Raw genomic sequence first — 11,445 nt, forward strand, 5'->3', positions numbered from 1 at the left:
CTTCCCCCGCCGCTGGCGGGGGAGTGATTGCAGATTACTTGGACAGAAACCGCATCCCTTCTTCCAGCCCGCGCAGGGTCAACGGATACATCTGATCCTCGATCAGGTCCCGCACGATGTTGGTCGACGAGGTGTAGCCCCAGGTGTCTTTCGGGTACGGGTTGATCCAGATGAGCTTCTTGTACTTCTCCATGAAGCGCTGCATCCACACGTAACCCGGCTCTTCGTTCCAGTGTTCGACGCTGCCGCCGGCCTGGGTGATTTCATAGGGCGCCATTGCGGCATCGCCGATGAAGATCACCTTGTAGTCGGCGCCGTACTTGTGCAGCAGGTCCTGGGTCGACGTGCGTTCGGAGGTGCGACGCATGTTGTTCTTCCACACCGATTCATAAATGAAGTTGTGGAAGTAGAAATACTCAAGATGCTTGAACTCGGTCTTGCAGGCCGAGAACAGCTCTTCGCAGATCTTCACGTGGGCGTCCATCGAGCCGCCGATGTCGAACAGCAACAACAGCTTCACCGTGTTGCGTCGCTCCGGGCGCATCTGGATGTTCAGCAGGCCGGCGTCCTTGGCGGTGTGGTCGATGGTGCCGTCGATGTCCAGCTCTTCTGCCGCGCCCTGGCGCGCGAATTTACGCAGGCGGCGCAGGGCGACCTTGATGTTGCGGGTGCCCAGTTCCACGGAGTCGTCGAGGTTCTTGTACTCGCGCTGATCCCAGACTTTCACCGCTTTGCCCTGTCGCTTGCCGGCATCGCCGACCCGGATGCCTTCCGGGTTGAAACCACCGGAGCCGAACGGGCTGGTGCCGCCCGTGCCGATCCATTTGTTGCCGCCGGCGTGGCGTTCCTTCTGTTCTTCCAGACGTTTCTTGAACTCTTCGATCAACTTGTCCAGGCCGCCGAGGGACTGGATCTGCGCGCGTTCCTCGTCGGTCAGCGAGCGCTCGAACTCCTTGCGCAACCAGTCTTCGGGGATCAGCGCCTGCAGGTGATCGTCGAGCTTTTCCAGGCCGTTGAAGTAGGCGCCGAACGCGCGGTCGAACTTGTCGAAATGCCGTTCGTCCTTTACCAGAATCGCCCGGGACAGGTAATAAAACTCGTCCATGTCGGCGAAGGTCACGCGCTGTTTCAGCGCGTTGATCAGGTCGAGCAGCTCGCGCACCGAGACCGGTACCTTGGCTGCACGCATTTCATTGAACAGGTTGAGCAACATGGCGTCAGCCTCTTAACGGGTGCCGCGACGGCTCATGAACGCCAGGCGCTCAAGCAGTTGCACGTCCTGTTCGTTCTTCACCAGCGCACCGGCCAGCGGCGGAATCGCCTTGGTCGGGTCGCGTTCGCGCAGCACCGCTTCACCGATGTTGTCGGCCATCAGCAGTTTCAGCCAGTCCACCAGTTCCGAGGTCGACGGCTTTTTCTTCAGGCCCGGCACCTTGCGCACGTCGAAGAACACGTCCAGCGCTTCGCTGACCAGATCCTTCTTGATGTCCGGGTAGTGCACGTCGACGATTTTCTGCAGGGTGGTGCGGTCAGGAAACGCGATGTAGTGGAAGAAGCAGCGGCGCAGGAAGGCGTCCGGCAGCTCTTTCTCGTTGTTGGAGGTAATGATGATGATCGGACGCTGTTTTGCCTTGATGGTCTCGTCGATTTCGTAGACGTAGAACTCCATCTTGTCGAGTTCTTGCAGCAGGTCGTTGGGGAATTCGATGTCGGCCTTGTCGATTTCGTCGATCAGCAGAATCACGCGTTCTTCGGACTCGAAAGCCTCCCAGAGCTTGCCCTTCTTCAGGTAGTTGCGCACGTCGTGGACTTTTTCATTGCCCAGTTGCGAATCGCGCAGACGGCTGACCGCGTCGTACTCGTACAGGCCCTGATGGGCCTTGGTGGTGGACTTGATGTGCCAGGTGATCAGCCGGGCGCCGAACGATTCGGCCAGTTGCTCGGCGAGCATGGTCTTGCCGGTGCCCGGCTCGCCCTTGACCAGCAGCGGCCGCTCCAGGGTGATGGCGGCGTTGACTGCCAGCTTCAGGTCATCGGTGGCGACGTAGGCCTGGGTGCCTTCGAACTTCATCTGCTAATCCTCGAACGGTAACGCCGACCTGAACGGGCAGGGCGGAGGCGAAAAATCGGATGCCCGACTATAACGCGCAGCCCGGTCGACTGTGAACGCAGACGGCGTATTCAGTCTCTGAATGGAGCGTCACATGTTGACTCAGTTTCGGCACGGGGCCAGTATTCAGGTATCGCCGATTTGGCGATAGCCTTCGAGCATGTCTACCAAATACCGATTTCGCGAAAAATACCGCATTCAGTTGCGCGAGAAGGATCACCCGCCACCCCATGTTCACCTGACCGGTGGCGGAATGGATGTGATGCTGAGCCTGGAAACCGTTGAAGTCATGATGGGCAAGGCACCGCCGCTGATCGTCAAGGAAGCGCTGGCGTGGGTTTCGGCCCATCAGACGCAATTGCTGGAGGACTGGAAACGATGTTACCCATGAAGCGGCCACGGTTGGCGGCTGTGCAGGCACTGGCTGATGCTCGCCTGTCACTGAGCTTTATTGACGGCCAGCAACTGATACTCGATTTGAGCCGCGACCTCCAGACCTATCCGGGGCTCGCTCCGCTATTGGATAGTGAAGTGTTCGCAACCGCTGACTTGGGCGACGATGGCTGGAGCGTGGAGTGGCTGGAGCCGGATATCCAGATTGGTGCCAATACCTTGTACCGGGACGCGCTCGCGCAAAATGCGCCCGACGAAAACACACGGATCTTCATGACCTGGCGTGCTCGCACAGGGTTACCGTTGAATCAGGCAGCCGAAGCGTTGGGTGTCAGTGCCCGCAGCATCAGTCGCTACAGCAATGGGCGGGAAGCCGTGCCACGGTCATTGGCCCTGGCCTGCCTGGGTTGGGATTCATTGCAGGAGAAACCTGCGCTGATCGCGGCAGAGGATACTGGACGCTACATCGTCAACCGTAAAACTTAGCCCGCATCCGGCTTCGGTCGCTCATACCGGGCATTGAAAGCCTGGATGAATCCATTGCGCAGAATCTGCAAAAACGCTTCGAACGCGCTGATATCCTGCTGATGAACGCTGCCGCTGAGTTCGACCCGGGTCGCAAACTGATTTTTCGCCTGGTTTTTCAGCACGGTTTCAGTACCGCCTACCAGCGCCTCCCAGACCGAGCGGAAGATGCTTTTGTTCTTGTTTTCCACATCCTGCTGCCAATTGAACACTTCAACATCGCGCAGCAGGGGTTTGATGTAGCCCGTGAGCTGGGCTTTTTTGGCCTGCGCCTCGATGACCACGTCGCCGTGGCCCGCATTGAAGTCGAACTTGCCGTAGGCCGAGGCAAAATCGTTCATGCGCTTGAGTTCGAGATCGCGGGCCCGCAGGCGAAATTCGAAGTCTTCGAAGTTGCTCAGCGGATCGAAGGTGGCGGAGGTTTCCAACGGTGCCTGGCCCAGCAGCATGGCCTTGCCTTCGAAGCGGGCATCGCGCTTGCCCTTGGTGTCGACCACGTTGGTCAGGTTGTAAATGCTGGCCTCGACATTCGTGGCGTTCATGTTCACGGGTGGTTTGGAGTTGAAGTTGCGAAAACTGATACGGCCATCGTGGATCTGCACTTCGTCGAGGGTGATCGGCAACAGCTTGCCCAACTGCGCACGCCAGTCGGTGCCTTTACCGGTCTGGGAGTTCTGTTTGTTGGCGCCGCCATCGACGAAGTTGACCTCTGGTTTGAAGAACTTCACTTGGGCGACCACCGCATGGTCGTACCACAATGAATGCCAACTGACGGACAAGTCGATCAATGGCGCGTTGACGAACGGCACCGGTACCTTGCCGTCGACCTTGACGATCTTCAGGCCGTTGATCTTGTACGCACCACGCCACAGGGCCAGGTCGACGTCGGTAATTTGCCCACGGTAGTCGCCCATGTTGGCCAGTTTGTCGTTCAGATAGTCGCGCACGAGGTAGGGCAGGGCGATGTGCAGAGCGACCAACAGGACGACGACAATGGTGAGAATCCACAACGGCCAACGGTAGCGACGCTTCATGGTGGCATTTTCCTTGCGATGTAAAGCGATTGACTGTCGGCGGTTGCAGACGTTCGACCCGACTGGACTGCCAGGAGCAACAGGCTTACCTTGGAAGGCTGAATTTCACGCTGTACAAGGACCCAGCCATGAGCCGCATTTTTGCTGACAACGCCCATTCCATCGGCAATACGCCGCTGGTGCAGATCAATCGCATTGCGCCCCGTGGCGTGACCATTCTGGCCAAGATCGAAGGTCGCAATCCGGGCTATTCGGTCAAGTGCCGGATCGGCGCGAACATGATCTGGGACGCCGAAAGCAGCGGCAAACTCAAGCCGGGCATGACCATCGTCGAGCCGACCTCGGGCAATACCGGCATTGGCTTGGCGTTCGTCGCCGCCGCTCGTGGTTACAAACTGATGTTGACCATGCCGGCCTCGATGAGCATCGAGCGGCGCAAGGTGCTCAAGGCGCTTGGGGCCGAACTGGTGCTGACCGAGCCCGCCAAGGGCATGAAGGGGGCGATCGAAAAGGCTGCCGAAATCGTCGCCGGCGACCCGGACAAATACTTCATGCCGGCCCAGTTCGATAACCCGGCCAACCCGGCCATCCATGAAAAAACCACCGGTCCGGAAATCTGGAACGACACCGACGGTGCCATCGATGTGCTGGTGGCGGGCGTCGGCACTGGCGGAACCATCACCGGTGTATCGCGGTATATCAAGAATACGGCGGGCAAACCGATTATCTCGGTGGCCGTGGAACCCGTGTCTTCGCCGGTGATCAGCCAGGCCCTGGCCGGCGAAGAAATCAAACCGAGCCCGCACAAGATCCAGGGCATCGGCGCCGGTTTCGTGCCAAAGAACCTCGACCTGTCGATGGTGGACCGGGTCGAGCGCGTCACCGACGAAGAGTCCAAGGTCATGGCGCTGCGTCTGATGCAGGAAGAGGGAATTCTGTGTGGCATTTCCTGCGGCGCGGCGATGGCAGTTGCGGTGCGCCTGGCGGAAACCCCGGAAATGCAGGGCAAGACCATTGTGGTGGTGCTGCCGGACTCGGGTGAACGTTACCTGTCGAGCATGCTGTTCAGCGACCTGTTCACCGACCAGGAGAACCAGCAGTAAGCGTGGCGTTGATTCAGGTCAGCCAGGATTCAGGCTTGTTATGTTAATTAGTGCTTTGTTGCGCAATTCTTAACACTGAATCTTGGGTCGGGCGGGTTTTTCCCGGCGCCGGTAGTGTTTATCATGGCCGGCCGCCATGCCGGGTGAGTGACATGGCGTGGCGTTGTCTTTTTTCAAGGAGTCGTTGATGACCTTTTCGTTGGCCGCCAAGGTATCGGTGTTGCTGCTGTTCGTGAGCAGCATCCTCTACGTGCATTTGCGCGGCAAGGCGCGTTTGCCGGTGCTGCGCCAGTTCGTCAACCACTCGGCGCTGTTCGCTCCGTACAACGCCTTGATGTACCTGTTTTCCGGCGTGCCGTCCAAACCGTACCTGGATCGCAGCAAGTTCCCGGAACTGGACGTGCTGCGCGACAACTGGGAAACCATCCGCGACGAAGCCATGCACCTCTTTGACGAGGGCTACATCCGCGCCGCCGAAAAGAACAACGACGCCGGTTTCGGCTCGTTCTTCAAGAAAGGCTGGAAGCGTTTCTATCTCAAGTGGTACGACAAACCGCTGCCATCGGCCGAGACCCTGTGCCCGAAAACCGTGGCGCTGGTCAGTGCCATCCCCAACGTCAAAGGCGCGATGTTCGCGCTGTTGCCGGGCGGCAGCCACTTGAACCCGCACCGCGATCCGTTCGCCGGTTCCCTGCGCTACCACCTGGGGTTGTCGACCCCCAACTCCGACGATTGCCGGATCTTCGTCGACGGTCAGGTCTACGCCTGGCGCGACGGTGAAGACGTGATGTTCGACGAGACCTACGTGCACTGGGTCAAGAACGAAACCGAGCAGACCCGCGTCATCCTGTTCTGCGACGTCGAGCGTCCGCTGAGCAACCGCCTCATGACCCGCATCAACCGCTCCATCAGCGCCTGGCTGGGTCGTGCGACCGCACCGCAAAACCTCGATGACGAGCGCGTCGGCGGGATCAACCAGGCCTATGCCTGGAGCAAGAACTTCAGTGACAAGTTCAGCGGCGTGGTCAAACAGTGGAAACGCCGCAATCCAAAGGCCTACCGTGTGATGCGGCCGGTGCTGGCGGTGGTGGTGTTGACGTTGCTGGGGTATTGGCTGTTTGGTTGAGGCTGGATGCAGACGTATAAAAACCGCTCCTTGTGAGCGGTTTTTTCATGAGGGGAAAATAAAAGATGCGCCGGCGAGAACCCCCCCCGGCTCTTCCACCGCTGGATTAGCCAATGTCTCTCTAATTCGAAGAAGCTCCTTTTCAGGTAACTCTCCAGAAGAGCGCTTACCTTTGGCCTTTACCAGTTTGGCGTCTGGCGTTTTGTTTTCAACGACAGTTTTCATGGCACCTCCAATATTGATCATTTAGTGAACAGTTAACCCGATACTAGTCTTGGTCAACAGGCTTCACAAGCCGACCTTCAGAGTCAAACTCAAACCCCAGTTGCCGATAAAGTGGTATCACTCCGGGAAGAGGCTCCTGAATTTCGATTTGCTTGCTGCCTACGATTCGCGCGAAGTGCGTCACGGCGGTCAGGGCAAATGTTGCGATTCGGCACTTGAGGGGGTGATCGTTTCCGGGTTTTCCTTCCAGACGCACGATTTTGACTCTCAACCGGCTCTTATTCGGATTCGCAAAACAGAGTCCGCATAGCTCACGCTCAAACCAGATCGCCAAATCGAATCCCATTTGCTCTCTGGCTTTCCACCTGACGACTTCCTGCCAGGAGAAATAAGGATCCAGCCATTGTTCGTAGGCGATCAGTGCCAAAGCGTCGATAGCTTCGAACCGAACTCTGGAGTAATCGACATCCACAATTCCTTTTTCCTCCAGATCTTCATGCAACTTTGCGAAAGTGCTGCCCGCGTACTTCCTGGCTTGTGATCTGTACAGTTGGTACCGCAGATATGTCCGTTCCCTTGGCATGTGATCTCGCGCATTCCATTTCCCCATCAATTGCAAACGAGCCTATGCGCCTGCATCCAGCCTGTCGCTGGCGGCCCTTTGCCCAACTTATTGCAATCCATGTCGCAGGCTGGTTATAGTCGGCGCTCGTGAGTCTCGGGACTCACCTTTCAAATCCCTCGAAAAAGATCAGCCCAGATGCCTGTATCCCTCATCAACGCGGTAGTCGATTCAGCGGTCAACGCTGGCGTCGTGCCATGCGGGAATCAGCAGCCTGTGCAGATCAGTCATTACCCTCCACCTGTCAGCAGCACGCCGGTGTGCGCAGTCGTATCACCGCCGGGCGTGGGTGTTTCGCGCTGATCAGCGTTTTCTGCTGACTCCTGCGCCCGCCTGAAAAAACCTACTGAATTTCAGCTTCGGCTGAGTTGGCTATTTGCCTGACTACAGGTGGTATTCATGTTTGTCCTTTCGAAAAAATCCGCGCTCGCGGCGGCGTCCACGAGCCTGTTCGTCCTGCTGTGGAGCAGCGGGGCGATCTTCTCCAAGTGGGGGCTGGCCCACGCTTCGCCCTTTGCCTTTCTGCTGATCCGATTTGTGATCGCCCTGTCCGGGCTGGTGTTGCTGGTGCCGTTGCTCAGGCTGAAGCTGCCCAGGGGTGGCAGGCCGATGCTGTATGCGATGGCTACCGGGCTGGTGCTGTTGGGGGCGTATCAGATTTTCTATCTGTTGGCGCTGGACTTGAAAGTCACCCCCGGCGTGATGGCGACCATCATGGGCGTACAACCGATCCTCACGGTGGTGATCATGGAGCGCCAGCGCTCGGCGAGCCGGATCTTCGGTCTGGCGCTGGGGCTGGCCGGTCTGATCATGGTGGTTTACCAGGGCATCGGCCTGGCCGGAATGTCCCTGGCGGGCATGCTGTTCGGGCTGTTGGCGCTGGCCAGCATGACGTTCGGCTCGATCATGCAGAAACGCATTACCGACAACCCCCTCGGCACGCTGCCGGTGCAATACCTGGCGGGACTGTTGCTGTGCGGGATCTTTGTGCCGTTCCAGCCTTTCCACTTCGAGCACAGCGCCGGTTTCATCGTGCCGGTATTGTGGATGGGTCTGGTGGTTTCGGTGCTGGCGACCTTGCTGCTGTATCGACTGATCGCCCGGGGCAATCTGGTGAATGTCACCAGCCTGTTCTATCTGGTACCGGCGGTGACGGCAGTGATGGACTATCTGATCTTCGGCAATCGACTGGCCGCGCTGAGCGTGGTGGGGATGCTGTTGATCATCGTCGGTCTGGTCTTCGTGTTCCGTAAATCGGCGTAACAGCCGCGCATGAAAAAGGCCCGGGAGAAAACTCCCGGGCCTTTTTGTATCTGGCGATCAGCGAGCGGTGATCTCTGCCGGCTTCACCGCCGTCGGTTTCAACACCAGCCACAACGCTATCGCGATCAAGACTCCGCCGTACAGATGAGCCATCGACAGCGGTTCGTCGAGAAACAATGCGCCCCACAGCACGCCGAACGGCGGAATCATGAAGGTCACGGTCATCGATTTCACCGGCCCGATGGAAGTCAGCAGGCGGAAGTAAATGATGTAGGCGAACGCGGTGCAGCCCAGGCCAAGGCCCAGCAGTGACAACCAGACAGGCCAGCCGCCCCAGCTCATTGGTGGTTGAGTGATGACGCTGTAGCCGAACAGTGGCAGCAGGAACAGCGTGGCGCCGAGCATGCTGCCCAGCGCCGAGAGACGGCTGTCGAGCCCGCCGGCCTGATCCAGCCAGCGCCGGGCGAGGAATCCGGCAAACCCGTAGCAGGTCGTTGCGAGCAGGCAGGCAAAGGCACCCATCAGCAGCGGCAGATCGAACGCCACGGGGCCGGCGCGGGTCAGCACGCCCACGCCAAGCAGACCCAGGAAAACCCCGGCCAGTTTGGCCACCGTGAGTTTTTCACTGAAGAACAGCCCGCCGATCAACACGCCCATCAACGGCGTGGTGGCGTTGAAGATTGCCGAATAACCGGCCGGCAGCACTTGAGCCGCGACGGAATACATCGTTGCCGGCAGCCCTGAGTTGATCACCCCCAGCAACATCACGGTCTTGAGTTTGCCTTTGAAATCCCAGCTGATACGCATCAGACCGAGGATCACCAGCAAACCGGCAGCCGCGATCGAAACCCGGAAAAAGCCGGTCGGAACGGTGCCGATCGCAGGGGCGATGATGCGCATGAACAGGAAGCTCGCCCCCCAGATCGCGGCCAGCGACAACATGCGGAAAATATCGACAGGGCTCACGAGCAACTCCTTCCATTTCGGGGACGAGAGTGTTGCCGAGCGCCCTGTCGATGGCAACCGCTGATCGGGCATTTAATTTCTTCGTCAGAGCACGAAGCGCGTCACCAGCCCGTTGAGGTCGACCGCCAGGCGCGACAGTTCCTGACTGGCGGCTGACGTCTGGGTGGCGCCGGCGGCGGTCTGGGTGGACAAGTCGCGGATGGTCACCAGGTTTTCATCGACTTCCCGGGCCACCAGGGCCTGCTGTTCGGCGGCGCTGGCGATGACCAGGTTGCGCTGGTTGATCTGCGAGATCGACGCGGTGATTTTCTCCAGTGCCTGACCGGCGCTGTTGGCCCGGCGCAGGGTCTGGGTGGCCTGCTCGGCGCTGCTTTGCAGGGCGCCGACCGTGGCGCCGGTGCCTTGCTGGATGCTGCTGATCATCAGCTCGATTTCCTCCGTGGAGTTCTGCGTGCGCTGAGCCAGCGAGCGCACCTCATCGGCCACGACTGCAAAGCCGCGTCCCGCTTCGCCGGCGCGCGCCGCTTCGATGGCTGCGTTGAGTGCGAGCAGGTTGGTCTGGCCAGCGATGCCGCGAATCACTTCCAGCACTTTGCTGATGTCCTGGGCCTGAGTCGCCAGGCCTTCGGCCTGTTCAGATGCACCGAGCACCGCGCTGACCAGTTCCTGAATCGAACTGATGGTCTCACTGACCTGTACATGCCCGTGCTTGCTGTCCTCGTTCGAGGCCTCGGACGCTTCGGCGCTGGACACCGCGTTGGCCGCGACTTCATCCACCGCCGTGCTCATCTGGGTGACCGCCGTGGCCGCCTGTTCGATCTGGTCGTTCTGCTGTTGCAGGCCACGGGTGCTTTGCTCCATGACTGAACTCATTTCCTCGGCGGCAGAGGCCAGTTGTTGCGCCGACTCGCTGATGCCGCGAATGGTCGAACGCAGATTGCCCTGCATCTCGGCCAGGGCCTTGAGCAGTTGCGCCGCTTCATCCCGACCCGTGCTGTCGATGGGAGCGCTGAGGTCACCGGAGGCAATCCGCCTGGCCACGCTCAATGCCTGATTGATCGGCGCGGTAATGCTGCGGGTCAGGAGCCACGCCAGCAGCAAGGTCGCAACCAGGGCGATGACGATGATCGTCGCGACGATCCACAGCGACTGTTGATAGGTTGCCGCCGCCGCTTTTGCAGCGGCGTCGGCGCCTTGCTGATTGAGGGTGATCATTTGTTCCAGGGTCTTGTCGAGCACGTTGCCTTGGGGGGCCAGTTCCGTGGTCAGTCGTGCATAGGCCTGATCGCTCTGCCCGGCGTCGATCTGTTTGATGATCTGGTCAAGGATGCTCAGGTACCTGGCCGTGTCTGTGCCCAGAGTTTCCAGCATCGTCCGCTCCTGATCGTTGGCGATCAGGGTTTTGTGATCGTCGAGGCGCTTCAGCAATTCCTGGCGCTGTGCCGTCAGCAGGCCTTTGCTGCGTTCGCGCACGGCAGCCTCGGTGCTCGTGATCAGGCGCAGGGCTTCGAGGCGGATGCTGGCGATGTTTGCCGCCGCGTCGTGAATGCTTTCGATGCCGGGCATCCATGACTCTTCGATGACTGCCGTGCTTTCACGCAGGGCTTTCATCTGGCCCAGGCCGAACAGGCCGACCACCATCAGTAGACCGGCCAGAACGGCAAAACTCAAACTGGCGCGCAAACCTGTGCGCAGATTCCGGATAGACATCAATGTGCTCCTTGGACGTTGAGAAAGAAGGCGTCCTCGTGAGCCGAGGATCTTGTTGTGAGGCGGGTGATGGCGAGCTGTATATCAAAGTGCCATCATCTTGGTAAGGTCACCACGCACGGGCAGTGGGCAGGAATGCCCAGACCGGGCAAAGCCGCGAGATAGAGATGTCATTGCTTGATTGGATCCGAAACCCGCAGGATCAGTGGGCTGGCGCCGAACGATGGGAAGGGCTGATGGGCGTGTTTGCTGACCGAACAGTCGAATAAAAAAACTTTGATAAAAACTGTGTTGCTGTACAACACGGTCGCGGAAATGGCAGAAATTACGCTTCTCCTGCCACCGGTTCCGTGGCTAAGCTCAGGCCT

At 59.2% G+C, this 11,445-nt stretch carries 12 protein-coding genes; 5 read left to right on the forward strand and 7 right to left on the reverse strand.

Annotated features, from left to right (window positions below; genetic code table 11):
* Positions 1-34 precede the first annotated feature (34 nt).
* Positions 35-1,213, reverse strand: a complete 1,179-nt coding sequence (locus NWV16_RS07825) for a vWA domain-containing protein (protein ID WP_007956512.1) — start codon at positions 1,211-1,213, stop codon at positions 35-37.
* A 12-nt stretch (positions 1,214-1,225) separates the two neighbouring features.
* Positions 1,226-2,071: an AAA family ATPase gene (locus tag NWV16_RS07830; protein WP_260522592.1), complete on the reverse strand. Its 846-nt coding sequence runs from the start codon at positions 2,069-2,071 to the stop codon at positions 1,226-1,228.
* A gap of 199 nt (positions 2,072-2,270) precedes the next feature.
* Between NWV16_RS07830 and NWV16_RS07835 the strand changes: the two genes are divergently transcribed.
* Together NWV16_RS07835 and NWV16_RS07840 are read left to right on the forward strand one after the other, a co-directional pair.
* Positions 2,271-2,501 carry a DUF4160 domain-containing protein gene (locus NWV16_RS07835; protein WP_260522593.1) on the forward strand — a complete coding sequence of 77 codons (231 nt, stop codon included), beginning with the start codon at positions 2,271-2,273 and terminating at the stop codon, positions 2,499-2,501.
* Complete coding sequence (locus NWV16_RS07840; RefSeq protein WP_260522594.1) at positions 2,489-2,989, forward strand: helix-turn-helix domain-containing protein; 501 nt, start codon at positions 2,489-2,491, stop codon at positions 2,987-2,989. The genes NWV16_RS07835 and NWV16_RS07840 overlap by 13 nt, the downstream gene beginning before the upstream one ends.
* Here the strand turns inward: NWV16_RS07840 and NWV16_RS07845 are convergent.
* Positions 2,986-4,062, reverse strand: a complete 1,077-nt coding sequence (locus tag NWV16_RS07845; RefSeq protein WP_260522595.1) for a DUF748 domain-containing protein — start codon at positions 4,060-4,062, stop codon at positions 2,986-2,988. The genes NWV16_RS07840 and NWV16_RS07845 overlap by 4 nt on opposite strands.
* A 128-nt stretch (positions 4,063-4,190) precedes the next feature.
* Between NWV16_RS07845 and cysK the strand changes: the two genes are divergently transcribed.
* On the forward strand, positions 4,191-5,165 hold the full coding sequence (gene cysK, locus NWV16_RS07850; RefSeq protein ID WP_260522596.1) for a cysteine synthase A: 975 nt from the start codon (positions 4,191-4,193) through the stop codon (positions 5,163-5,165).
* 187 nt (positions 5,166-5,352) lie between these two features.
* Entirely contained in the window at positions 5,353-6,291 is a 939-nt protein-coding gene (locus NWV16_RS07855) for an aspartyl/asparaginyl beta-hydroxylase domain-containing protein (RefSeq protein WP_065258257.1), read from the forward strand.
* A 45-nt stretch (positions 6,292-6,336) separates the two neighbouring features.
* On the opposite strand, the gene NWV16_RS07860 is transcribed toward NWV16_RS07855, so the two are convergent.
* Entirely contained in the window at positions 6,337-6,516 is a 180-nt protein-coding gene (locus tag NWV16_RS07860) for a hypothetical protein (RefSeq protein ID WP_260522597.1), read from the reverse strand.
* A gap of 43 nt (positions 6,517-6,559) precedes the next feature.
* A complete protein-coding gene (locus tag NWV16_RS07865) occupies positions 6,560-7,099 on the reverse strand; it encodes a hypothetical protein (RefSeq protein ID WP_260522598.1) in 540 nt (179 codons plus the stop codon).
* Positions 7,100-7,537: 438 nt separating this feature from the next.
* Between NWV16_RS07865 and NWV16_RS07870 the strand changes: the two genes are divergently transcribed.
* Positions 7,538-8,401, forward strand: coding sequence for a DMT family transporter (locus NWV16_RS07870; protein ID WP_260522599.1), 864 nt, complete (start codon positions 7,538-7,540; stop codon positions 8,399-8,401).
* Positions 8,402-8,458: 57 nt separating this feature from the next.
* Here the strand turns inward: NWV16_RS07870 and NWV16_RS07875 are convergent, their stop codons facing one another.
* Positions 8,459-9,367: a DMT family transporter gene (locus tag NWV16_RS07875; protein WP_260522600.1), complete on the reverse strand. Its 909-nt coding sequence runs from the start codon at positions 9,365-9,367 to the stop codon at positions 8,459-8,461.
* 84 nt (positions 9,368-9,451) lie between these two features.
* Positions 9,452-11,077, reverse strand: coding sequence for a methyl-accepting chemotaxis protein (locus NWV16_RS07880; RefSeq protein ID WP_260522601.1), 1,626 nt, complete (start codon positions 11,075-11,077; stop codon positions 9,452-9,454).
* Between the last annotated feature and the right edge of the window lie 368 nt (positions 11,078-11,445).

Source organism: Pseudomonas sp. BW7P1 (genome assembly GCF_024981055.1).
GTDB lineage: Bacteria > Pseudomonadota > Gammaproteobacteria > Pseudomonadales > Pseudomonadaceae > Aquipseudomonas > Aquipseudomonas bananamidigenes.

Coding starts and splice junctions, on each gene's coding strand:
- NWV16_RS07825 (WP_007956512.1), bottom strand. CDS start 1,213: ATGTTGCTCAACCTGTTCAATGAAATGCGTGCAGCCAAGGTACCGGTC.
- NWV16_RS07830 (WP_260522592.1), bottom strand. CDS start 2,071: ATGAAGTTCGAAGGCACCCAGGCCTACGTCGCCACCGATGACCTGAAG.
- NWV16_RS07835 (WP_260522593.1), top strand. CDS start 2,271: ATGTCTACCAAATACCGATTTCGCGAAAAATACCGCATTCAGTTGCGC.
- NWV16_RS07840 (WP_260522594.1), top strand. CDS start 2,489: ATGTTACCCATGAAGCGGCCACGGTTGGCGGCTGTGCAGGCACTGGCT.
- NWV16_RS07845 (WP_260522595.1), bottom strand. CDS start 4,062: ATGAAGCGTCGCTACCGTTGGCCGTTGTGGATTCTCACCATTGTCGTC.
- cysK (WP_260522596.1), top strand. CDS start 4,191: ATGAGCCGCATTTTTGCTGACAACGCCCATTCCATCGGCAATACGCCG.
- NWV16_RS07855 (WP_065258257.1), top strand. CDS start 5,353: ATGACCTTTTCGTTGGCCGCCAAGGTATCGGTGTTGCTGCTGTTCGTG.
- NWV16_RS07860 (WP_260522597.1), bottom strand. CDS start 6,516: ATGAAAACTGTCGTTGAAAACAAAACGCCAGACGCCAAACTGGTAAAG.
- NWV16_RS07865 (WP_260522598.1), bottom strand. CDS start 7,099: ATGCCAAGGGAACGGACATATCTGCGGTACCAACTGTACAGATCACAA.
- NWV16_RS07870 (WP_260522599.1), top strand. CDS start 7,538: ATGTTTGTCCTTTCGAAAAAATCCGCGCTCGCGGCGGCGTCCACGAGC.
- NWV16_RS07880 (WP_260522601.1), bottom strand. CDS start 11,077: ATGTCTATCCGGAATCTGCGCACAGGTTTGCGCGCCAGTTTGAGTTTT.